We start from the raw sequence: 23,586 nt of genomic DNA on the forward strand, positions 1-23,586 counted from the left end.
ATAAAAAATGCGCAGTCAATCAAAAAAACGGGAAAAGAAACATCATCTAACTCATGAGGAGGCGTTTTGCCATGAAGTCCCTGCGTATCTTAATCATTTGTCTGCTCCTGTTGCAAACCTCGCCGGTGACAGCGGCATCATCGTCCCCACAACCAGGTTACACGATAAAAACGACGTATTTATACGGTCGTGCCATGCAATCTTCTCCTATCCTAAAGACGCTACGGACGAACGTCCCAATCCGCTACACGACCTATAACCGGAGCTGGTCAAACGTATATATCGGAAAGACGAAATACTTCACCCCATCTGCCAACTTAAAAGCTGGTATCCCTAAAATGCCTACTGCCGACCGTTTACGACTTGTCAACAAGGCGAATGGACTCCCGTCCAATTATCGTTCCCCACAACTTGTCACTCTAACCGTTCCAACTGTTTACCAAAAAGGGAGTGAACGTACCTTGATGACAGCGGAAGCTGCTTACGCGTTAGCGAAACTATATTACGCAGGTCGAAAGCAAGGTCATACGTTATACGCACTCAGCGCCTATCGTTCCTATTCGACTCAAAAATCGCTATATACCTACTGGGTCAATACACGCGGAGTCGCATACGCTTCAAAATATGTTGCCCGTCCCGGTCACAGTGAGCATCAAACGGGTTTAGCAGTCGATATGACGAGTCAACGGATGCGCCTAGGGTTGTACGAATCCTTTGACCGATCGCCTGAAGGAAAATGGATGATTCAACATGCACATCTCTATGGCTTCATCGTCCGCTATCCGAAAGGAAAAGAAAGAATCACAGGATACAATTACGAGCCTTGGCATTTGCGTTATGTTGGTGTCAACGAGGCCAAGATGATGAAGCAGAAAAACTGGGCGTTTGAAGAATGGTGGAGCAGACGTTGAGTGAGCATCCTTTTTCAGACCCATCCCTGTTCACGCTATAATGGAATCATCTTAAGTATAGGGGGATATGCGGGATGTGGATTGTCATGAATAAACTAGACGTTGAAAAAGGGAAGGCGGACGCGGTCAAAGCACGCTTCGAAACGACGAAAGGAATCGAAGCGATGGATGGGTTCGTTCGCATGCAAGTGTTGACGGATACGTCCGATGCGACGATGGACCACGTTGTCATCATGACCACGTGGCGTGACGCCGTCAGTTTTGAGAACTGGCGCGACAGCAATGCATATAAGCATGCACATAAGAAACGCGATGACGGAACGTCGGAAGTGAAACCCATCGTCCTCGGCAATACCGTGACCCAATACGAGGTCGCCATTGAACATCTCGCCTCAACGGAGCGCGGTCAATAAATCTTGGGGTCGGATGATTCCGAGTAACGGTTCGTCTGGATTTCCGGTCTCTGTAATGAGAAGGGCATCGTATCGCGCGCCCTCTTTCATTTGCGTGAAGCAATGTTGTGCCTCGATGACCGTCGTGTCCTTTCGGATAAACCGATACCGATGCACGTGCGGGTCATGGTGGAGCACATGCTTCACCCGAACGCCTTTGAGTGACAAGTTGGTTCCGTCGATCGTTTCGGCTAGCCAACTCGTCACTCCTTTTTTCGTCAACAAACCGCGCCAAGAACCGTTATCGTGATAAACGGGGAACTGCGAGTAATGTTTATCTCGAATCTCTCGAAGCACTTCCGTCAAAAAATCTTCCGACTGAAACGTCACCACTGATTTCTCAAACAATGGAATGACGAGACGCGGATGGAGTAACTCCCGCTCCACTTCTAAAATCAACTCAACGAGTGACTCATGAGGCTCAGCGATAATAAAGTCAGGTTCACGCCGCTCATGAACGATTGCATTTCGCAGTTGACTCATTTGATGCAAATCTTCTTTGTACCGTTCGATCGTTCGGTTTTGTTTCGCAAGGCGATTCACCATGTTACTGAAACTGAAATGCTGACCATTGCCCATTTCTCGACTTAGATAATCTTCAATCCGATGATATGATGCCAAAAAAATTTCAGCACGACTCATGAGACCAACCTCCTTAACGGTACATGTATACCCTCTTTTTTATCTTTTGAGCAGGAAACCGCCCATTCATCCCGAATGACATAGGAATCATCTTGATTATTGAGGAGGGCTATCATGGCGACTTCTGTTCAACCAACACCTTCAGCTTCACCACAACCTACGTTCCGGGCAGGATTGCGGGCTGGTGTGCCGATCGCAATCGGGTACATTCCCATCGCCATCGCCTTTGGTCTTTTGGCACAATCGTTTAACCTGCCTAATGCCATCACGTTATCGATGTCTTTTTTCATCTTTGCCGGTGCGAGTCAGTTCATTACGATTCAGCTGTTGATGAACGGTTCGATGTATTGGGAGATCATCTTGACGACGTTCATCTTAAACTCTCGTCATTTTTTAATGTCGGCCTCTTTATCGCAACGCATTGAAACGACATCTCAAAAATTATTGGCTGCCATCGCATTCGGTGTGACCGATGAAACGTTCAGTATCGCATCCATTCGAAAAGAAACCCGTTCCGGTGTCTTTGTGTTCGGCTTAAATACAATCGCTTTTCTCGCTTGGAATGTGGGTACGTGGATGGGAGTCTTTTTAGCATTCGGTCTACCCGATGCGTTACAGGCAAGCATGGGCATTGCGTTATACGCGATGTTCATCGGTTTACTCGTACCGTCCTTGACGACGCGACCAGTCTTTATTGTGGCAAGCGCAGCTATTGTGATTCAAGCTATTCTCCATTGGGGAGTCTCCCCGTTTTTTCCGATTTCGGACGGGATTCGAATCATCGTTGCGACCATCACGGCAGCTGGAATCGGCGCAATTCTGTTTAAGGAGGAAGAAGTCGCATGATGTCGTTATTTCTACTCGTTTTGGGCTTGGCCCTTGTCACCTATCTTCCTCGACTCGTCCCGCTCCTATGGTTAAAAGAATTGGCATTACCTGCATACATGAAACGATTTCTCTCATTCATCCCTTACGCAGTGCTGGCCAGTTTGATTTTCCCAGGAATCTTGTCGTCTACAACCACCGCGTCCTCCGCCTTGTTCGGTGGGGTTGTCGCCACGGTCCTTGCCGTGTTCCGAGTCAATCTCGTCATTGTCGTCATCGGAGCCGTTATCGGGGTTTACGGCTTTCAAACGATACTCTAAAGGAGCCGCACACAAGGTGCTGCTCCTTTTCTTATGCCGATATAGCCTGGCGACGAAGTTTCACGAACACGTCTACATATTCCGCATCCCATTGCGTTCCGCGACCACTCTCTAAAATAGAGAGGGCCTTCTCGACGGGCATCCCGGAACGATAAGGTCGATCGGACGTCATCGCGTCATAGGCATCGGCAATGGCCATGATTCTCCCAAACAACGGAATGTCGGTCTCACGTAAGCGATCGGGGTATCCTCTCCCATCAATTCGCTCGTGATGCGACCGAACTCCGGCCAAAATCGGTTGAAGTGATGCAGGTAAATGAATTTGACTCAAAATATGGATTCCGATGGTCGGATGTTCTTGGATTTTTGCAAACTCTTCGTCTGTCAGTTTCCCTTCTTTTAACAAGACATCATCTCGAATCCCAATTTTCCCGATGTCATGAAGCAGTGCTGACTTGTTGAGTAAATCGATTTGTGTTTGAGGCAAATCGATGGCACGGGCAAGTTCCACCGAGTACATCGCGACACGCTCCGAATGACCTGCCGTATACGGGTCACGCGCATCCAGTGTCGCCGCAAATAAGATGAAGAGGCTATCTAACAGTTGCGCATTCTCTTGTTCACGAGCATTCACTGTCTCGACCATCTGATTGAACCCTCCGATCAATTGAGCAAATTCATCCAAATAAGGGTTCTCGATTTTCTGAAGTTGCCCCGCCTCTATCTGTTCGATACCCGATGTCAAAAATCCGATCGGACGTTTAATATTGTCATATAGTAAGAAGCTACATAAAACGGCAATTCCGATGATGATGACTAGAATGACGAACGCCCAATTCCAATATGTATCCGTTCGAGTCGAAGTCGAAAGTTGAACACTCGACGCCAACATGAACAACATGATGGGAAAAACGCCCGTGATGAGCATACTGATCATAAGTTTCGTCCGTACACTGAACGACCGGTATACGGTCTGAATCGGTTGACCATACAACTCGTCATGTCGATTTTTCATATACACAAGCAAAGGCTCAATCGCTCGAACCGTTAAAAAATATTCAATCAATGCGTGTAATACCGCAATCATGACAGCACCGATTGCGGCTAATCCGATGAGACGATACGGTAGATCAATCCAACTATAATACATACAAATCGTCGTCAACGTGATAGATGGAATGGACAATCCGAACAAGTGCGGACCTAGAATCCGTTTTACCGTTAAAATGGGGAAACGACTCGCCTGTTCGAACGCCGACGTCAACTCATCTGTCGTCGGGGATTCAGTCGAAAAGAATTGACGAATCGGATGGATATGACGACGATACAATAGAAGTTCTGACGTCACCATGATGACACCTGAGCCTAGCATGATTGTCAGAAGCAGTAGCACCTCACGTATTGACAAATCAAGCGTCTGAAAAATAAAGACGCCCCCCACCCCGAAAACGGCTAGCCCTGAGCCGATTATATAGTTCACAACGAGTGTTCGTTGAAATCGTTCAAACATTCCCCTCACCTCTATACTCTTTTCTTTTACTATCGACCAAACCGACACCCGAGTTGAACATAAAAAAAACAGATCTCCACGTGGGAGACCTGTCAATGAATCGATTGTTATGGGCGTAACGGACCATCGTTGTCATCAAGTGAGCGATTGTCTTCATCTGGAGTGATATTATCGTGGAACGGATTTGATTTCGGTCCGTCCACGTGGTCTCCCTCTGAATCTTGAATGTCTCGCTTCATCTGTTGCTTCGACTGTTCCGCTTCGTGCTTCGTTTGTTCGACACCTTGTTTCGCCTGCTGTTTCGCTGCTTCCGACTCGCGACTCATCTGTTCTTTTTCTCGCTCGAGTCCTTCTTTTGAAACTTCCGTGTCGTCAATACGATGCTCTGCCTTTTTCAAGTAACGTGCCGCCGTCTCGCGACCTCCAAGACCGAAGGCGAGGCCAAAGGCGAGCGCGACCGCCCCAAGGATGAGGAGGAAGGCTGTATTGACAATCATCGGCGCGATTCCGAGCTGACTGATTGCCATGAAGAAGACGAGTCCAAGAATCGCATACTTCGCCACGTAGCGAAGCGCACTCGGTTGCCCGGCTCCATCGACAAGTACACTTCCGACCAAGCGCTCTGCCATATTGGCCAACCAGAAGCCAATCGCTAGAATGATGAGCGCCGCAATGACCATCGGCAAGTAGGCGAAGATGGCCGTTGCGAGAGATGCCATAAACTCAAGGTTCGCGACTTGAAGCGCTTCAGATACGAAGAGCAAGATCACGATGACTTGGACGATGACACCGACCACCTGTGCAATCGACATCGAAGTCGCACGTTCTCCAAAGCCCATTTTCTGAGCCAATGAATTGACACCAAGGTTCTCTAGAAGCGATATGACAATCTCTTTCAACCATCTTGCCACGAACACCCCGACAAGGACGAGGACGATTGCAACGAGAATGTCTGGAATCATGACGAGCACATCATTGAGCATCGCAATCGCAGGCTCTGAAATACCTCTGATATCAAGCGCTTCGAGCGCCGAGATCGTGACAGGAATCATGATGAAGATGAAGACGATTGTACCGATTGCTTTCGCAAGACTCGAACCTTTCACATAATCCGAAAGATGGAGTTTCTCTGCTAGTCGATCTAACCCCGCCGCTTCGAGGAACTTCGTCAAAATATCGCGTACAATCTTCGCGACCACATAACCGATCGCAAAGATGAGTGCTGCCGCGACAAGTTTCGGAATGAAGCCGAGGAAGCTATTCAACAAGTCTTCAAATGGACCACTGACCCCACGAAGTCCGAGTGCATCAAGCACTGCCGGTAACGCTAGTAATAGGACAAGATAAAAGACGATGTTTGCGACCGTATCGACCCATTTCGTTTGGTTGACACTCGTCGATTCTTGCCCCGTCTTTTCCATCAACTTGCTCAAGTTCAAACGGTGGCCCGCCATCTGAATTCCTTTTTTCAAAAGGGTGGCGATGACCCAAGCGACCAATAAGATTAAGCCGGCTTTGATGACACCGATAATTAATCCAGAAAATCCTTCATAAATCTGACTGAACGGCTCCGTGATTGCAGGAACGTTCATAAATTCAAAGATGATTAGGAATGAGAGAAGTAAGACCCCAAAGAACACGACTTTCGCGATAATGCGTTCAGGTGTCCACTTATCCCCTTTCTCTCCTTCTTTTTTAATACCAGCCCGCTCGTCGAGGCGTGCTTTCTTCAATGCTTTTCGTGTCACATTCTCCAATACTTTTGCCAAAATATAACCGACTACGAGAATAACAATTGCCAGCAAAAGCTCGGGTAGCCATGACATGAACGTATCAAAGTTGTACGTTGTGTCGTTCATCTGATTTCCTCCTCTATCTTAAGATGGTTGTGCCGACTTGCTTTGTTATTCATTACATACCTATATTTCAAAACCATCAAACCTGTCGGGTCAGTCATCCCTTTTGCGAGACTATTACGTTTCTTTTGAAATGGGTACGTAACATTTAAGAGACAAACCGTGTCAAATCGGGTGAGATATGATACGAATAACTAGAGAAGTCATGTTAGGAGGAATTAGGATGAAAATCGCTTTAGTAGCTCACGACAAAAAGAAAGACGATTTAATTGTCCTCATTAAAACGTACGCTCACATTTTAGAAAAGCATCAGTTGTTTGCGACCGGCACAACCGGCAAGCGTATTGCAGAGGCAACCGGCTTGCCCGTTCATTGCTTCCGTTCAGGACCGCTTGGAGGCGACCAGGAAATCGGTGCCGCTGTCGCCCGCGGTGAAATGGATATGATTATTTTCTTCCGAGACCCATTGACCGCCCAGCCACATGAACCAGATGTGAGCGCATTGATGCGACTTTGTGACGTCTATTCCATCCCGCTTTCGACAAATATGGGAGGGAGCGAAATTTTGATTCGAAGCATCGAACAAGGCGATTTCGAGTCACTTCAACTCTCCCATAACGACGAACCACCTGCTTGACGATGACAAACCAAGAAAGGAGAGGAATCTCCCTGGAACCGAATATGATTCATGACCCGAACGTCCAACAGTTTTTCAACGAAGTGCGTCAACGACTCATTGAACTGACCGATGATGAGGTGGAAGCAGACCGTCTCCTTCTAGCACTCGCTGGCTACATCCGCCATGCGGAGAAAAGCGGACAATCTCTAGATAGTCTTCTAAACCAAGATCCTCGTGAGTACGCCCGATTCCTAATCGAGCAACCTGAAACGAATGAGGAATACCGTCGGCGCTATCACGTGTTGATTGATGCCTCGGATGAATTGAAACCTCATGAGAAATCCCAAGCGAACCGAGATTTTGACTGGGCTGTCAATCAGCTCGACGAAGCCAAATTGTCATTGAAAGAAATCGAGGTGCGTGACCTCGCATTTCTCGCCTATACAAAAATTGAAGCACTCAAATCGGCACGCACGATTTGGAACCGCTTCGGTTGGTTGCTCGGTATGATTTTGGCATTTGCTTACGCGAATTTACTGCTCGTCATCGATGATGTGTTCAGCTTACGTTTATTCAGCGCCCCGATGTCGACTTATCCAATTGACTATTTAGCGTTTCTGTTGCCCGTCATGGTGACCGGCGCCATTTTTGGAGTGTTGACTCGCTTTCGACACCACATTCAAACACTCGGACGACGAATCGCCTTCGCCTTGCTCATCGTCGTCGTCTATATCACGTCCATATTTTTGATTCAACCACTTTTATTGACGCTCGGCTGGTCATTTGTTATTCAACTGACTCCACTCTATGCGCTCATTTTATTGGCCATCAGCGGCTTTATGGCGATTTGGACGCTAATTGAATTTGTATGGAAGAGTACGCGTTGTCCACTCGGAGATGACACGCTCATGCTTTATTACTAACCTGCGCCATCCCCAAGATAGGGATGGCGTTTTATTGTTTCAATTATGAACGAAACGGAAATTACTGTTATTGTGACACTAGTTGAAGATGGTTGACTATTGAAGGGGGTATTCGATGTCAGATCGAAAAATGATTGGTCTGTTTCAGACAGAACAGGAAGTCATGCACAAAGTAGAAGAGTTGAAGGCTGCAGGGGAAGCTGAAAAAAATATGCATGTTGTCGCTAAGCGAGACGGAGAAATCTCTGCGTTACGCGACCATACGGATGTAAACGCCGAGTCTGGGATTCGAGACGTGAATTTACTCGATCGGGTCAAAGCATTTTTACATGGGAGTGACCGGGTGCGAGACGAGTTGCGCAACATGGGGCTTAGTGACGCTGAAGCAGAGCGATATTATGATGCCATCGATGAAGGGCAGATTCTGCTATATATCGATCGCCATTCTTATGACCGCTATCCGAACATGTACAAAAAAGATAGCGAACTCGATCATGATCAAGGAGAAAAAGCGGACGGAATCGCCTTTGATGCGAAACCATTCAATGACCATGACGAGAAACCGAAAGGAACAAAGGATGATCCGATTGTACGAGGACATTCAGGTTTAGAGGACCATCGCCGACTATAAGGAGGAACTGTCATGAGCGAGAAACGATTCATCAGCATGCATGAAACACAAGATTCGGCATTAGGAAAGATTGAAGAGTTACGGGCCAAAGGACATGATGACTCACACATTTACGTCGTCACAAAACACGAGGACGACGTATCAATCTTAAGACGTGACACGGATGTCCATACGGAAGCTACCCATCAAGCGAGTTGGTTCGATAAAGTTCGATCGTTTCTTAGTGGTAAAGAAGACGTTCACGCAGGTTTACGCAACATGGGACTCAGTGAAGAAGAAGTGAAGCGTCACTATGACGATATCGAGGCTGGGAAACTTCTCATTTACGTGGATGAAGACTTTGAACGACGTCATCAAGATGGAGTGACCGTCGATGCAAAACCGTATCAAGACGCGTCTGCCAACCATTTAGGCAGTCACACCGAAGACGGTTTAGAAATCGATTCAAAGCCGTATCACGAGGCACAGACCGTCGATCCAAACCATCCGGTGGACCCGGAGCAAGACAAGCTAGATAAAGAGACAAAAGATCCAGATCGCGAAGAAAAACTACGTGGTCTCGATGACCGCGCTTATCGAAATGACGTGGAAGATCCAGACAATATTAGACGCTTTTAATTCAAAAGAGCCTGACGCGCGTCAGGCTCTTCTTACGTCAATCGATTCTTCGGTTCTTTGCCTTCGAGCACACTCGTGATTGCGTCTCGATTCAATGTCATCATTGCCAGACGTGTGCGAATCGAGGCACTTCCTATATGCGGAAGTGTCGTTACGTTCGGAAGCGTCAAGAGTGGGTGGTCGAGGTCAATCGGTTCTTTTGTGAATACATCTAATCCCGCTCCCCAAATCCTTTTCGCCTCGAGCGCTTCATACAACGCCTGCTCATCGATGATTTCGCCACGTGCCACGTTAATGAAAATAGCCGTCTTTTTCATCTTGGCGAACTCCTCAGCTCCAATCATCCCTCGCGTCTCATCTGTGAGCGGCGCGAGGACGACGACGAAGTCGGACTGTTGCAATAATTCATCAAGTTCCGCATAAGTGAAGCCATACATAGACTCCGACTCATGACGACGCGTTCGATTATGGTACAGCACGTCCATGTCAAACCCCCGCGCCCGACGTGCGACCGCCTCTCCGATCCGACCCATTCCGATAATCCCGAGCTTCGCTTGATAAAGGTCCATCCCGACATATCCCATCGGAAGCCACGACTTCCACTCACCCGCACGCAAGTCGCGCTCGGCCTCACCAAGGCGTCGTGCCGTCATCATCATGAGTCCAAACGTGAGGTCCGCCGTCGTTTCCGTCAAGACATCCGGTGTATTCGTCACAATCACACCGTTCTCTTTTGCCGCATTCAAATCGATATTATTATATCCGACAGCCAAGTTCGATACGACCTTCAATTGCTTTGCCCGTTCAAACACCTCACGGTCAATCGTGTCACTAAGCATCGTCCATAGCGCATGTGCCGATTCAACTTCCTCGAGTAATACTTCCCGTGAGACAGGCTCACCTTCGTGCTCCCACATTCGTACGTCATATTGATCGCGAAGTGATTCGACCGCCTCATCCGGTAAGCGACGAGTCACATAAATACGTTGTTTCATCATTCTCCTCCTCTCTACTGTGTAGTCTAACAAATAGAATGGTTATGACGGTTGATCCGTTTTCGGATTTTGTTTCAAGTACTGTTCAAACAATGACCCGAACTCTTGGTTTAACAGCTGTTCAATCGTTTTCGAAGAATCCATCGCATTACGATAGGCGATTTCATTGATTGCCAGTCCGATGGCCCATGTGATTCCTGAAGCAACGGTCGCATTAATGACACCGGCGGCGGCGTTCGCTCCCGGGAAAAACTTCATCACGTTTAATAAGATTGTCTTAGATAACGTGCGACCAATTTGTGGAATGATTGTACTCCCGATGAGCGTCTTCAGCAAATCATCACTCGCCTTCACGCCCCAATAGCGAAATAGATGAACACTCATCGTCACTTGAATCGGTGTCAACGCCACGGCATCGGCAAACGGGAGCGGCACCGCAGCGGCCGTCCCTGCGCTTGCCACATAGCCTGAGATGATCCGATTCGCCTTCTTACGCTTCAACTTGAGCGTCGCTTCACTCTCGGCATGAATTTCCATCAAGAGTCCTTCCTGTAAAGAGTGATCTAACTGTTCGACCGACCACACAATCAATCGTTCCCAATCCACATACTGTCGCAATGATTCGTCGTTTAATATTTCCGAAGAAATACTCACTTGAAAGATTGCTTCTTCCGGCAGAACCTCGTTCAATTCATTCCGCAATGCCGTCAGTTCATCCAAATCAACTTGATCGATTTGTGTAAATAAAACAGCGACAGCGGTCGATTCACGAAGACGGCGAATGAGAGCCTTATCGAGTGAGGTGACACGTTTTGTCGCGGCGTTGACGGTATACCACACGAGATGAATTCGATTCAACTCTTCGTGTCGATTCGCATTTTCCACAAACCCGATGATTTCATCCTCGTAATGCTGTTGCCGCTCACTCCCGATTTCGTACCCTTCGCTATCAAACAACGTGACCGCAATATCGTCACTCTTATACTGATGGATTCCTCTCGTGACCGGTTCACCGGCCGCCACTTTCGTCAAGTCACGACCGAACACATGGTTCACGACAGAACTTTTTCCCGCTCCTGTCGCACCGGCGATGAGGATGTTTGGTTTCTTCACCTTGCCTCGTAGTCGTTCGAGCTCTGCCTTTAAATCATACTCTTTGAAATCAAACCGTCCTGTCGATCCCATTCTAGTTCCCCCTTAAGAATTGAGTGTTTGACCGAGTTGACGCATCTCGCGTTCAAAGCCACGTCGGATTTCTTCTTCAATCGTTTGCTTCACAGATTCATATTGCTGTTCGATCGCCTTCTTCATGCCTCGCTCTGCCGTCCTGCGTTTGAATGCCCAGTAAATAAAGTGCACGCCAGGAATCATCCCAAGCACCATCTTTCGCACTGTTTTTCCGAACGAATAGTCAAATCCGAGTTCGACTCGTCTCGTTTTAAATAAGTGATCTGCCTGTTCACCGACTAGCGGATATCGTTGCATGAGTTGGATATAGTGGCGAACGCCTTCCGCCATCGCCTCTTCTGTCGTCAAGGCCGCCTGTTCAAGTGTTTGTTCTAAATCTTTTTCGATCTTCCGAGCTTTTAAACTAATCATCGCTTGTGGGGTCAACATGCGAATCTTTTCCGCGGATTCGATACTCCGAGTCCTCCAATTCTCTAACTCCTCTACAAGATGACTCGTCAGATTGATCGGAAGCTTTCGCTCGATGTCTTTCCATAAGTTCGTACGATTTCGCTTCCATACCTCCTCATACCCTTTTACAGGAATACGCTTCCCCGTCAGGAGCTTCTTTTCGACACTGTTGACTCGAATGATGTTCTCTTCTTCAGTTGGAAGCTCACGCAATAACAATTGCTCCATCGCCTCCGCCTTCTGTACACTCATTGAATCTTCTGCGTTATAGTTCGTCAGAATGAGGGTGACGTTGCTTCCACGTTCATAAAGCGGCTTTAAAATCGACTCGATTTCGTATGCCTCGACTCGTCCCGACTGCACTGACAACAAGTAGTAAATCGTGTGAAACCACTCGGCGATGTCAAGTGCCCCTTCACGTTCATGAACGACGGATAAAATCGCTTGATGCCATTCCTCGGAACGGTCCGCCTCGAGTCCCCATGTGTCAAAAAATCGAAACAAAATTCCCCGCTCCAAGTCGTAATACTCGTATTCATGCAGTCCTTCTGCGGTGACAGGACTTCCTGCCCTCGATTCGGCGACGTCGTGTCCGTATATATAATTGATGAATGCACTTTTTCCAACGCCCGTCTTACCGGCAATCAAAATATTCGAGACAAGCCCTGTCCGATTCATATCCTTCCTCCCCCATTCGTTGTATAGTTCAATTATACCGAACGGACCATTCTCAAACGTCCATCGAAAGGATGATTCTTATGCTCCACCACGTTGAATTGTATGTATCGAACCTGAACGAGAGTGTACGTGCTTGGGAGTGGCTTCTTTGTGACCAACTAGGGTACACACTCTATCAATCCTGGCCGGAAGGTCGAAGTTATCGCTACGGTGATACATACCTTGTGTTCGTCCAAACAGAAGAAAACCACCTGACACCACCCTATCATCGGAAAAAGACTGGTCTGAACCATCTGGCGTTTCACGCTTCATCGCTCGCACAACTAGAAGAGGTCCGACAGCAACTCACGTCAAACGGTTTTCGTGAACTATACGCCGACCGTTTCCCTCATGCAGGTGGCCCAAACTATACGGCACTCTATTTTGAGGACCCAGACCGGATCAAAGTTGAACTCGTGGCAATGATGTGAACGGTTTCATGATAACTTCTTGAAAGTTTGTGAAAACAATTGCAAACTTTTTCTTGAACTCCTAGACTGAAAGGGTCTAAAGGAGGTCTTCTCATGGAAAAGCAAGTCATCGATTATATGGAAGAAGCCGCATTCAAGAAATCATCGTTGCTTCAGCATTCATTTTCTCAATATGTATTGCGGTCGATCATCGCCGGCTTTTTGATTGGGATTGGCGTTGTCTTCTCATTCACCGTCGGAAACATGTTCATCGATGTTCCCGGTACGATGCTCATCGCCGGAGCCAGTTTCTCGGTCGCACTCGTCTTCATCGTCTGGATGGGTGGAGAACTATTCACGAGTAACACGATGTATCTGGTTACAGGGGTCAAACGAGGAAGAGTCGCCTGGCTGGACCTAGCAAAAATATGGGGGATCAGTTGGGTCGGAAATTTGATTGGTGCCGTCACATTGTCTCTGCTCGTCATCGGGGCTCATAGCATGGGTGAAGTGACGAGTGATCATTTGTTGGCCGTTGTTGCCTCGAAGAAAATCGGCGGAGATGCGCTTGCGATTTTTCTAAAAGGGATCTTATGCAACGTTCTCGTCTGTATGGCGATTTTCATGCCACTCAAAACAAGCAATGACGTTGCAAAAATCATGTTGACGATGATTCCAGTCGTTGTCTTTTTCGCAGCCGGATTTGAGCACTCCATCGCAAACATGGGGGTTTTCGCACTCGCTCTCCATTATGTGCCATCAGATCTCATCAACGTCAGCGGAGCGTTGTTCAACCTACTGTTCGCAACACTCGGTAATATCGTAGGTGGCGCATTGTTCGTAGCTGGAAGCTACCTATATTTGAATAAATCAGCAACAGAACACACAGTTAAATCGATGCGTAAACATGCATAAAAAGACAGGGACCCCGATGCGCAGGGTCCCTGTTTATTATGTGATGATGATTAAGCTTTTGAAGAATCAGCAGCCGCTGCTTGCACAGACCCCTGTGCCACTTCGTCTTCTTCCACATCCCAACACTCCGTATTCTCGATCCCGAGTTTACGTGCTGAGAAACGTGGGTTGAGACCTTGAGCACGTTGCTCTTCGTAGTCTTTGAGAACTTTGAAGGCAATACCACCGAGTAACGTGATGGCCGCGATGTTAATCAATGTCATACCCGCCATGAAGAGGTCAGCGAGGCTCCAAACAAAGCCGAGGCTTGCGACCGCTCCGATGAAAACAAATGCCATCGTTGCAAGACGGAATCCAAATACAGCTTGTTTACTCTTCTTAATGAATTCAATGTTCGTCTCCCCGTAGTAGTAACTACCTGCAATCGAGCTGAAGGCGAACAAGAAGACACTGACGGCGATGAATGCTGGAGCAAATGCACCGACTTGTTCAGCGAGTGCGTTTTGAAGAAGGACGATCCCTTCACCGTTCCCTGAAGCGTAGCTATCAGAAAGGAGAATGATAGCCGCTGTTGCCGTACAGACGATCAACGTATCTAAAAATACACCGAGTGATTGAAGGAAACCTTGTTTCGCCGGGTGCGACACTTCAGCTGCTGCAGCTGCGTTTGGTGCAGAACCCATACCAGCTTCGTTCGAGAAGAGTCCACGACGAACACCCATTGAGATGGCAGCACCGATTGAACCACCGACCGCTTCGTCTAAACCGAATGCGCTTTGGAAGATCATTGCAAAGACAGCCGGAATTTCAGTGATATTCACAACGACGACGTAAAGTGCGATAGCAAGGTACAATACCGCCATGACCGGTACAACGATTGCCGAGAAGCTTGCGACACGTTGGACACCGCCAAAGATGACGAGACCTGTAAGAACGACTAATACTGCTCCGCCGATCACCGCGTCGACACCGAACGCATTGTCAAATGCCGCAGCAATCGTGTTCGATTGAACAGAGTTGAAAATCAAACCAAACGTGACAGCGATGAGAATCGCGAATACGATTCCAAGTGCACGGTTATTCAATCCCTTTTCGATGTAATATGCCGGACCGCCACGGTACGCGACATCATCTTTCACTTTGTATACTTGAGCCAATGTACTTTCAATCATGGCTGTCGCACCACCGAGAAGGGCTACGATCCACATCCAAAAGACTGCTCCAGGTCCACCGAGCGTGACCGCTACCGTGACACCTGCAAGGTTACCTGTACCGATTCGAGTCGCGGCGCCGATAAAGAAAGATTTCATCGGTGTGATACTCTTCCCATCTTTTGATGGCGTCACGTCTGACTTATCCGTTACCGTACGGAGCATTTCTTTTAAGTACCGGAACTGCATAAATCGTGTTTTGACTGTAAAGTAAATCCCTGCTCCTACAAGCACGGCAATCAATACATATGACCATAAGATGTTGTTTAAAAAGTCGACGCTTCCCTGTAACATACTTTGAATCGCTTCCATGAATAAGTTCCTCCCTGTTTGTGTGAATCTGAAGTTGAGAATTTTTATGATGTCTTAGTTCTGAATTATACAAAGATTCTGACAATTAGCAATATTTTTTTTATAGGTAACTTCGTTCTTTTTTCACATAAATAGGTTAAGAATCCTAATAAACAGTCATTTAAAGCGCTTACATAAAAATGTTTAGAATTTTTAAATCATGATCACATTAGATAACATTGAAACGAATATTCAAAAAAACAGCCACTCTTTTCGAGTAGCCGCATTCTTAAATACCAGTACGTTTCTTCTGGTTGTTTGGTTTTTTCGTCAACTGGCTCGTCAATGGTTTCTGTTTCGTACCATGCAAACCTGTCGGAACTTTCGTTTGATTCTGCTTCTTCTCTGCCAGCTTTTGTTTCATCGCTTCTTGAAAAGATAGTTTTTTCTCGCTCATCTTACTCACCTCCAGCTTCGATCACTTTCACACGACCGACCTGTCCATCGCTCAAACGCACTTTGATTCCATGCGGATGACGCGGCGAGTTCGTCAATATATCTTGAACGACGCCTTTCGTCAGCTTTCCGCTTCGTTGATCTTGCTTCAAAACGATTTGGACATGGAGCCCTGGGCGAATGTCAGCACGTTTCGTTCCATCCATACCCGACACCCCTTTCCATTTAGTCAATCTCTATCATATGCTCTTTTCCCGTATTTGTCACAGCCTATTCCAGATGCCGATTTGCCTCATCGTCTCCGTCATGTAGCTTTGGTCGGTCTGTAGCGTCTTCTCCGCAAAGGGATGGTGAAAACCGATACGTACTCCCCGATGTGAGAAAGTGACGTCGATGACCTCGTTTCCGACTCTGTCGCAAAGTATAGCTGTTCCTTGAAGAGAATGAAAAGCATCTATGAACGCTTCCGCAAAATCGAGATACGCTGTCACGGAAGTCATCATGTCGCTTTCACCAACTTTGAAGAGTATGTGTTCGCGATCGGCACTTGCGATTACGACGCGTACCGCATCGTTCCCATTCGAAAATTCAATCGTATGCATCCACTCCACCTCTCATTCAAAAAAGGTACCCTCCTAAGAAGGTACCCCCCTATATCATAAACGATATAACCGTGCTGCGAACGGGCGCAACATAAACGTCTCGGTATCAATCATTTCTGGATCGATTTCATTCGTCAGGACAAGCGTGGCACCTGCGATTTCTGGAATGGTCACCTCAGCAGGGTTGGCAGTCAAGTTGACAATTACGAGGAATCGAGTATTTTCAAATGTACGTTCATAAACGAAGGCTTGCTTGTGCTCGGGCAAAACGTCGCGATAACGTCCATACGTAAAGGTTTCTTCGGCCCGACGAAGACGAATCATCGCCTTGTAGAACGACAGGATGGAGTGCTGATCGTGGCGCTGCGCCTCAACATTGAGCGACTCATATCCTTCGTGGAGCGGCATCCAAGGGGTTGTCTCAGAGAAGCCAGCGTGTGGTGACGCATCCCACTGAATCGGCGTTCGCACGTTGTCTCGGGACGTACCCCATACTTGTTGCATCGAATCACTTTCGCTCATCCCATTCGCAATCCGCTCGAAGTATTCATTCTTTGTCGCGACATCGTCATAATCATGAATTGACGGGAGCGGTACATTCTTCATCCCGATTTCCTGCCCTTGGTAGATGAATGGCGTCCCATGCATAAAGAAGTACATCATGCCAAGCGCCGTAGCGCTCTCTCGCCAGTAATGGTGCTCATCCCCGACAAGGGAGACTGCTCGCACCATATCATGATTCTCGATATATAATGCGTTCCAACCTGTTTCGAGTAGACCTTGTTGCCATTTATCAAAGATTCGCTTCAGCTCGACGACATCGAGCGGGGCGAGGCGCGAACGTCTCATGATGTCGACATGATCGAAGTGAAACGCCATATTCATCGCACCGTTTTCCGGACCCATCCAAAGATCGGCCTCTTCCGGTTCGATTCCATTCGTTTCACCGACGGTCATAATATCATATTTAGAGAAGGATTCCCGTTTCATCTCTTGTAAATATTCGTGAATCCCCTCGATGTTTGAATACATCGAGAACGCCGTGACGACCGGTTTCCCGTCCGGTGAAGGTAGCATCGTTCCGGTCGGCTTTTTTTTAATGTGACTGATTGCATCGACACGGAACCCGTCGACGCCTTTATCGAGCCACCAGTTGATCATGTCATAGACAGCAGTCCGAACTTCACGGTTCTCCCAGTTCAAATCGGGTTGTTTCTTCGAGAAGACGTGTAAGTAATATTGATCAGTCCCTGCATCGTATTCCCAAGCAGAACCGCCAAAGATACTTGCCCAGTTGCTCGGTGGCGCGCCGTCTTCTCCGTCTCGCCAAATGTACCAATCGCGTTTCGGGTTGTCCTTTGAGCTTTTGGATTCAAGGAACCACGGATGTTCATCCGACGTATGGTTGACGACGAGGTCGAGCAACAGTTTCATCCCGCGCGCATGCACCGCCTCTAACAATGCATCGAAGTCTTCCATCGTCCCAAACTCTTCCATAATGTCTTGATAATCACTGATGTCATATCCATTATCATCATTTGGGGATTTATACATCGGACAAATCCAAATGACATCAATCCCTAGTTCTTCTAAGTAATCGAGCTTTTCAATGATGCCACGAAGATCTCCAATCCCATCTCCGTTCGAGTCCTTAAAACTTCGTGGATAAATCTGATAGGCGATCGCCTCTTTCCACCATACACGACTGACTTCCGATTGCTTCGTTTGGCTAAACAACATCTCCATGTGATACGTGCCTCCTACGCTAAGGTGTGATTTACATATACCATAGCACTAGTGCAAACGCTTGCAAAGAATGAGAATTTAAAAATGCAGAATTTACACTGCATTTTGATGAATTGCCTCAACTTGTTCACAGAAGATCGCGATGAGCTTCGATAAATGTCTCCAATCATGGTCCATCGTCGCAACGTGATATGAATTCGGAAGCACCGCGTATTCTTTTGAGCCTTTCAATTGATCAAATAACCAGATGGAATCAGCCGGCGGCACGACGTTGTCGACAGCCGAATGGATGACGTATGTCGGGACATGGATCGATTCGACTTGCGGTCTCACTTCATCAATTAACGCAAGTAACTCTCGAATCGCCTTTGTCGGCACACGGTCATAGACAATCTCATATACACCTTCTGCCAAGATGTCAGGCGCGTCTTCGTCGATGAATCGACACTCGGTATGTGACGCATGACATGCATACCCAGGTACCGATAAAGCAGCATTGATCGTGACGACCGCATCCGCCTTCCCTTCAAGTGCAGCTTTAAGCGCTAGCGTTCCGCCCATCGATTGCCCGACAACGATGACAGTTTGACAAGATTCGCGTAGCCGCTCGATGCCTTCAGTTACACTCTTATACCAACATCGATGCGTCGAACATCGAAAATCTTCCGGGTCCGTCCCATGTCCCTTCAGACGAGGCGCATAGACGGTAAATCCTTGCTTCATCAACTCGACCCCGACATCTTGTACACTTTGTGGCGTCCCGTTGAAGCCATGACAAAGTAGAATACCAATCTCATTTCCTTCAAAATAGAACGCACCTGCCCCCGGAATGACTGGATAATTGACTGCCTTCATTATTGCCTCCTTTAATTCTAACTTAACCGATACAATTAATTAGTATTAGAAGAGTGTAAAAGCTATTCATGAAATCGTCAAGTACTTCTGTTTGCAATCTCTTTGTTGCGAGTCAAACATAGCGTAAATCGGCAACTACACTTTCACTTGAATGGATTGAATATAAGAACTTGTAAATGTTTAGTTTGATGACACATCGTCTGCGATTTTCAAGGTTTTACCCCACTTAAAGCGGGGATAAAGAGGAAGATACTGAATCATGGAGGATGAGATCGATGGAATTGTATAACGGAGAATTATATTGGCCAACGACTGAGTCGGACAACGTAGTGTTGAAACGACCTGAGAAAAAAGAGCATTACGATGTACTCGTCATCGGGGCCGGTATGTCCGGGACGTTGACGGCCTATACGCTACAGCAGGATGGTGTCGACTTTGCTGTGCTCGACGGACGAAAAGTCGGGACAGGAAGCACGTCGGCAAACACCGGACTCATTCAATACTCCAACGACATCATGTTACATGAACTCGCAGAAAAAATCGGAGAAGCGGCAGCGGTACGCTTCTATCGATTATGTCTCGACGCAGTCGAGTCGCTCGATCAAGTGGCGAAAGATGTCGATGCATCCGATATATACATTCGACGGGACAGCCTTTGCTTTGCAAGTGAAGAGGACGATGTTGCCAAATTGCAACGTGAGTATGAGATGCTATCCAAACACGGTTTTGACGTGGAATGGTTGGATCGTGATGCATTGCGTGAACGTTTCCCATTTGAAAAACCGGCGGCCCTCATCACAAAAGGCGATGCCGAGGTCAATCCGCTCACGCTCAGCCGTCAAATCATTCGTCACTTATCAAAACACCACGTCCCGATTTTTGAAGAGACGTCCGTGGATGAAATCGTATCAGACGGTGACGGATGGCTCGTCCTCACCTCAAACGGAACATTTAAAGCGAACAAAGTCATCTTTGCGACAGGTTATGGTCCAGCTCCCCTGCTCGACTCCCATCGAATCGATTTAAATCGTTCGTATGCCATCGCTACGAATCCGATCGCTGAATTCAGCGATTGGGAGGGGCGCGCGCTCATCTGGGAGACGAAACGACCGTACCTTTACTTACGTACGACCCCGGACGGACGCATCATTGCTGGTGGACTCGACGAAGACAAGGCAGAAACGCCACACGACGAGTCGCTCATGAATGAGCGGGCAGAACGGGTGAAGGAAAAAATCGCTGAGCTCTTCCCGATGTATGACCTTGAAGTCGATTACGCCTGGGTCGCCTTGTTCGGAGAATCGGTAGACCAGCTCCCGTTCATCGGAGAGCACCCGAATCGACCGAACTTGTTTTATCTGCTCGGATACGGGGGAAATGGGACGGTGTATAGCATGCTCGGTTCTCGTATTTTGAGTGCCCTCGTTCGTGGTCAGTCGCATCCAGATGCAGACCTCGTTCGTTTAGATCGAACGTAATCCTCAGCTTATTGGGGATTGTTACATCATTGAAGGAGTGTTTTTAGGTTGAAGAAGAAAAAAAGAAAAGCAAATGGGGTATATCGACTACGTCGTCTCGTCGTAATTCTCATCCCCTTCGGCTGTGCCCTCTGGTTCTGGCCACAGGAATTGGCACCTACAACGCAGTTAAAGTCTGAACAGCACTCCATTTCCGAGGAAATATATACGATTGAAGAACGTACACCAATTGAAGAAGACGGTGTCATACGATATGAATATGACATCGTCGTGCATGATGAACCGAGTAGCGATGAACTACAGTCCATCAGTCGTGACGTCGTAGATGAAGCAAAGGGATCGGATCAGTTTCAAGCCGCACTATTGCGATTTTACGACGATGCCGCCTATATTGGGACCGAACCCCCGCTCGGTGAAGCCGTATTCGCTCCTGAAGGCGATTATGCACTTGCGGACTGGGTGGAACCTGGTCAAACAGACGACATGATGTTCGGCTGGCAACTTAGAGAGAAAGAATGGACGACCAAATTGACCGACAAAGAGATTCAAATTTGGAGGTCATGGCAAAATCAGTATGCGAAACAGGACCGTGACGACCCCGATGTGAGAGCGAAAGTGACAAACGTCGTCGCCACTGACTACGAACTCGACCCAAAAGTGGTGCAACAAATCGTACTGAAACAACATGTATGGGCCACTTTATAAGTAAATCTCTCATTTATGTAAAATCTCTCTTTTTTTGAAAAAGAGGGATTTTTTTATATCGGTTAGGGAACACCGATACAGTAGGTCAATTCATGACTTACGACGGTCACTTACTTAAGGGAGGCAATCACATGGGGAACAAGAAAGAAGAACAGTTAAAACAACATACGATTGACAACGAACAACAAGCTGGCCTTACGACAAACCAAGGTCTGAAGATGGCCGAAGACGAATTCTCGCTGAAAGCAGGTCGTCGTGGTCCGACGTTGATTGAAGACTTTCACTTCCGCGAGAAGATGACGCACTTCGACCATGAGCGGATCCCGGAGCGCATCGTTCATGCACGCGGCGTCGGAGCACACGGGGAGTTCCAGGTGTATGAACCGCTTGCCGAGTTCACCAAAGCGGATTTCTTGAACGACCCTTCGAAGACGACCCCGGTATTCGTCCGTTTCTCAACGGTTCAGGGGTCACGCGGTTCCGGTGACACCGTTCGGGACGTCCGTGGATTTGCGACGAAGTTCTATACAGACGAAGGGAACTATGACTTGGTCGGGAACAACATCCCGGTCTTCTTTATTCAAGATGCGATCAAGTTCCCGGACCTCGTTCACGCCGTGAAGCCTGAACCACATACGGAAGTGCCGCAAGGGGGAAGCGCGCATGATACGTTTTGGGATTTCGTCGGACAAAATCATGAGACTGCTCATATGGTCATGTGGGCGATGAGTGACCGAGGAATTCCGCGCAGTCTACGCATGATGGAAGGATTCGGGGTTCATACGTTCCGTCTCGTGAATGCGGAGGGCAAAGCCCATTTCGTCAAATTCCATTGGAAACCGAAGCTCGGCGTACATTCACAAGTATGGGACGAAGCTCAAAAAGCACTCGGAAAAAACGCAGACTTCCATCGGGTCGACCTGTATGAAGCGATTGATAAAGGCGATTATCCAGAATGGGAACTCGGATTACAGATCATACCGGAAGAAGACGAGTTCAAATACGATTTCGACATTTTAGATCCGACCAAACTATGGCCGGAAGAAGAGATTCCGGTGAAACTCGTTGGGAAGATGACACTCAACCGAAACGTCGACAACTTCTTCGCAGAAACCGAACAAGTCGCCTTCCACCCAGGTCATCTCGTACCAGGAATCGACTTCTCGAACGACCCGCTCTTGCAAGGTCGCCTGTTCTCGTACACGGACACCCAGCTTTCGCGTCTCGGTGGACCAAACTTCCACCAGATTCCGATCAACAAACCAGTTTGTCCGTTTCATAACAACCAGCGTGACGGGATGCATCAAATGGCTGTCCATAAAGGACAGACGAGCTACCACAAAAATGCGCTCAACAACAATCAGCCTGAGCCCGTACCAGCTGACCAAGGCGGATTTGAGCATTATCAAGAGAAAGTGGAAGGGCATAAGATTCGTGGGCGCAGCGACAGCTTCCTCGACTTCTATTCACAGGCGAAGCTCTTCTACAACAGCATGACCGACGTCGAGAAGCAGCATATTCAGGATGCCTGCAGCTTCGAACTCGGAAAGTGTGAGTCCGACATGGTAAAAGAGAACGCTGTCGATCTATTGAATCGAATCGATCGTCATCTCGCCGAAGTCGTCGCCGACAATTTAGGGGTACAAGTGCCCGAGGAGAACAATGAGGTCCAATCGGATAAGACGTCTCCTGCCCTCTCGATGGCGAACACCATCAAAAAGCCGGACACGAAGAGCGTCGCCCTTCTCCTAGCCGGTGACGTGGATGCGAATCAAGTGAAGCAGTGGGTGCAGACGCTAGCTGAAAACAACGTCAACTACAGTCTCGTTGGAAAGAAAGCGCATATGCTTGGTGACCTAAAAGTGAAAGAGACGTACGATACGGTCGACTCGAGCCTCTTCGATGCCGCCTTCTTAGTGAGCGCCGCCACCACGGTCGAGGATGACGTGCTCGAGTTTATCGAGAATACGTACAAGCACTATAAACCGCTCGCCCTTCACGTGCATCATAAAGAGGCACTCGCCACATGCCGCGTGAAGACGGACCAGCCTGGCGTCTTCCTGTTTGATGAACATAGCCTCGATGGATTTGATGCGTTCATCGACGGAATTGCGACTGCCCGCTTCTGGGACCGGGCCTAACGACTTCTCTCGACTCGTATCACGAGTCGACAGGCTGTTGACTAACATGAATCATATCGCTCGCCTTTCCGGCGCCCACGCTTTCCGCAGGCAATCCCGGAGCCGCATCGCGACCTAGG

Annotated in this window: 25 protein-coding genes; 13 read left to right on the plus strand and 12 right to left on the minus strand. The window is 47.9% G+C overall.

The genetic code is table 11. The features are described 5' to 3' along the window. Nucleotides 1-71: 71 nt before the first annotated feature. Nucleotides 72-911 carry a M15 family metallopeptidase gene (locus KNP00_RS08940; protein WP_215144323.1) on the plus strand — a complete coding sequence of 280 codons (840 nt, stop codon included), beginning with the start codon at nt 72-74 and terminating at the stop codon, nt 909-911. 74 nt (nt 912-985) lie between these two features. After that, nucleotides 986-1,324: an antibiotic biosynthesis monooxygenase gene (locus tag KNP00_RS08945; RefSeq protein ID WP_215144325.1), complete on the plus strand. Its 339-nt coding sequence runs from the start codon at nt 986-988 to the stop codon at nt 1,322-1,324. Here KNP00_RS08945 and KNP00_RS08950 read toward each other — a convergent pair. Beyond that, nucleotides 1,304-2,005: a CBS domain-containing protein gene (locus KNP00_RS08950; RefSeq protein WP_215144332.1), complete on the minus strand. Its 702-nt coding sequence runs from the start codon at nt 2,003-2,005 to the stop codon at nt 1,304-1,306. The two genes, KNP00_RS08945 and KNP00_RS08950, sit on opposite strands and share 21 nt — an antisense overlap. A gap of 114 nt (nt 2,006-2,119) precedes the next feature. On the opposite strand from KNP00_RS08950, the gene KNP00_RS08955 reads away from it, so the two are divergent. Together KNP00_RS08955 and KNP00_RS08960 are read left to right on the plus strand one after the other, a co-directional pair. Beyond that, the gene (locus tag KNP00_RS08955) at nt 2,120-2,851 is read left to right on the plus strand and encodes an AzlC family ABC transporter permease (RefSeq protein WP_215144334.1); all 732 of its coding nucleotides are present in this window, start codon (nt 2,120-2,122) and stop codon (nt 2,849-2,851) included. Beyond that, nucleotides 2,848-3,150 carry an AzlD domain-containing protein gene (locus tag KNP00_RS08960; protein WP_215144336.1) on the plus strand — a complete coding sequence of 101 codons (303 nt, stop codon included), beginning with the start codon at nt 2,848-2,850 and terminating at the stop codon, nt 3,148-3,150. The genes KNP00_RS08955 and KNP00_RS08960 overlap by 4 nt, the downstream gene beginning before the upstream one ends. A 31-nt stretch (nt 3,151-3,181) precedes the next feature. On the opposite strand, the gene KNP00_RS08965 is transcribed toward KNP00_RS08960, so the two are convergent. Both KNP00_RS08965 and KNP00_RS08970 read right to left on the minus strand, forming a co-directional pair. Continuing rightward, the gene (locus KNP00_RS08965) at nt 3,182-4,660 is read right to left on the minus strand and encodes an HD domain-containing phosphohydrolase (RefSeq protein WP_215144338.1); all 1,479 of its coding nucleotides are present in this window, start codon (nt 4,658-4,660) and stop codon (nt 3,182-3,184) included. 107 nt (nt 4,661-4,767) lie between these two features. Further along, nucleotides 4,768-6,519: a mechanosensitive ion channel gene (locus KNP00_RS08970; protein ID WP_215144340.1), complete on the minus strand. Its 1,752-nt coding sequence runs from the start codon at nt 6,517-6,519 to the stop codon at nt 4,768-4,770. 220 nt (nt 6,520-6,739) lie between these two features. Here KNP00_RS08970 and mgsA point away from each other — a divergent pair, with 220 nt between their 5' ends. The 4 genes from mgsA (at nt 6,740) to KNP00_RS08990 (ending at nt 9,307) form a co-directional block, all read left to right on the plus strand. Then, the gene (gene mgsA, locus KNP00_RS08975) at nt 6,740-7,153 is read left to right on the plus strand and encodes a methylglyoxal synthase (RefSeq protein ID WP_215144342.1); all 414 of its coding nucleotides are present in this window, start codon (nt 6,740-6,742) and stop codon (nt 7,151-7,153) included. A gap of 44 nt (nt 7,154-7,197) precedes the next feature. Continuing rightward, nucleotides 7,198-8,058, plus strand: coding sequence for a hypothetical protein (locus KNP00_RS08980; protein WP_215144344.1), 861 nt, complete (start codon nt 7,198-7,200; stop codon nt 8,056-8,058). A gap of 115 nt (nt 8,059-8,173) precedes the next feature. Next, nucleotides 8,174-8,689, plus strand: a complete 516-nt coding sequence (locus KNP00_RS08985; protein ID WP_215144345.1) for a YflT domain-containing protein — start codon at nt 8,174-8,176, stop codon at nt 8,687-8,689. 12 nt (nt 8,690-8,701) lie between these two features. Then, nucleotides 8,702-9,307, plus strand: coding sequence for a YflT domain-containing protein (locus tag KNP00_RS08990; protein WP_215144346.1), 606 nt, complete (start codon nt 8,702-8,704; stop codon nt 9,305-9,307). A gap of 32 nt (nt 9,308-9,339) precedes the next feature. Here KNP00_RS08990 and KNP00_RS08995 read toward each other — a convergent pair whose 3' ends face one another. Genes KNP00_RS08995 through KNP00_RS09005 form a run of 3 tightly spaced genes read right to left on the minus strand, consistent with a single transcriptional unit; the run spans nt 9,340 to nt 12,618 of the window. Next, nucleotides 9,340-10,302, minus strand: coding sequence for a 2-hydroxyacid dehydrogenase (locus KNP00_RS08995; protein WP_215144347.1), 963 nt, complete (start codon nt 10,300-10,302; stop codon nt 9,340-9,342). Nucleotides 10,303-10,344: 42 nt separating this feature from the next. Further along, a complete protein-coding gene (locus tag KNP00_RS09000; RefSeq protein WP_215144348.1) occupies nt 10,345-11,487 on the minus strand; it encodes a YcjF family protein in 1,143 nt (380 codons plus the stop codon). Between the two features lie 12 nt (nt 11,488-11,499). Further along, entirely contained in the window at nt 11,500-12,618 is a 1,119-nt protein-coding gene (locus KNP00_RS09005; RefSeq protein WP_215144349.1) for a GTPase, read from the minus strand. 80 nt (nt 12,619-12,698) lie between these two features. On the opposite strand from KNP00_RS09005, the gene KNP00_RS09010 reads away from it, so the two are divergent. Further along, nucleotides 12,699-13,088 (plus strand): VOC family protein, encoded by a 390-nt coding sequence (locus KNP00_RS09010; RefSeq protein WP_215144350.1) that lies wholly within the window; start codon nt 12,699-12,701, stop codon nt 13,086-13,088. 93 nt (nt 13,089-13,181) lie between these two features. Beyond that, nucleotides 13,182-13,982, plus strand: a complete 801-nt coding sequence (locus tag KNP00_RS09015) for a formate/nitrite transporter family protein (RefSeq protein ID WP_215144351.1) — start codon at nt 13,182-13,184, stop codon at nt 13,980-13,982. Nucleotides 13,983-14,032: 50 nt separating this feature from the next. Here the strand turns inward: KNP00_RS09015 and KNP00_RS09020 are convergent, their stop codons facing one another. The 6 genes from KNP00_RS09020 to KNP00_RS09045 form a co-directional block, all read right to left on the minus strand. Continuing rightward, nucleotides 14,033-15,505, minus strand: coding sequence for an alanine/glycine:cation symporter family protein (locus KNP00_RS09020; RefSeq protein ID WP_215144353.1), 1,473 nt, complete (start codon nt 15,503-15,505; stop codon nt 14,033-14,035). 268 nt (nt 15,506-15,773) lie between these two features. After that, nucleotides 15,774-15,941, minus strand: coding sequence for a hypothetical protein (locus KNP00_RS09025; protein WP_015880321.1), 168 nt, complete (start codon nt 15,939-15,941; stop codon nt 15,774-15,776). A 1-nt stretch (nt 15,942) separates the two neighbouring features. Beyond that, complete coding sequence (locus KNP00_RS09030) at nt 15,943-16,146, minus strand: YwbE family protein (protein WP_015880320.1); 204 nt, start codon at nt 16,144-16,146, stop codon at nt 15,943-15,945. Nucleotides 16,147-16,203: 57 nt separating this feature from the next. Beyond that, on the minus strand, nt 16,204-16,542 hold the full coding sequence (locus KNP00_RS09035; RefSeq protein WP_215144355.1) for a hypothetical protein: 339 nt from the start codon (nt 16,540-16,542) through the stop codon (nt 16,204-16,206). Nucleotides 16,543-16,596: 54 nt separating this feature from the next. Continuing rightward, the gene (locus KNP00_RS09040; RefSeq protein WP_240542805.1) at nt 16,597-18,288 is read right to left on the minus strand and encodes a glycoside hydrolase family 13 protein; all 1,692 of its coding nucleotides are present in this window, start codon (nt 18,286-18,288) and stop codon (nt 16,597-16,599) included. 93 nt (nt 18,289-18,381) lie between these two features. Then, on the minus strand, nt 18,382-19,143 hold the full coding sequence (locus KNP00_RS09045; RefSeq protein WP_215144357.1) for an alpha/beta hydrolase: 762 nt from the start codon (nt 19,141-19,143) through the stop codon (nt 18,382-18,384). 275 nt (nt 19,144-19,418) lie between these two features. Here KNP00_RS09045 and KNP00_RS09050 point away from each other — a divergent pair, with 275 nt between their 5' ends. From KNP00_RS09050 to KNP00_RS09060, 3 genes are all read left to right on the plus strand, one after another. Next, entirely contained in the window at nt 19,419-20,621 is a 1,203-nt protein-coding gene (locus KNP00_RS09050; RefSeq protein WP_215144359.1) for an NAD(P)/FAD-dependent oxidoreductase, read from the plus strand. A 48-nt stretch (nt 20,622-20,669) separates the two neighbouring features. Beyond that, nucleotides 20,670-21,326: a hypothetical protein gene (locus KNP00_RS09055; RefSeq protein WP_215144361.1), complete on the plus strand. Its 657-nt coding sequence runs from the start codon at nt 20,670-20,672 to the stop codon at nt 21,324-21,326. 131 nt (nt 21,327-21,457) lie between these two features. Beyond that, nucleotides 21,458-23,467 carry a catalase gene (locus KNP00_RS09060; protein WP_215144362.1) on the plus strand — a complete coding sequence of 670 codons (2,010 nt, stop codon included), beginning with the start codon at nt 21,458-21,460 and terminating at the stop codon, nt 23,465-23,467. Nucleotides 23,468-23,586: the final 119 nt, after the last annotated feature.

It is taken from the genome of Exiguobacterium qingdaonense (assembly GCF_018617855.1).
Lineage (GTDB): Bacteria > Bacillota > Bacilli > Exiguobacteriales > Exiguobacteriaceae > Exiguobacterium > Exiguobacterium qingdaonense.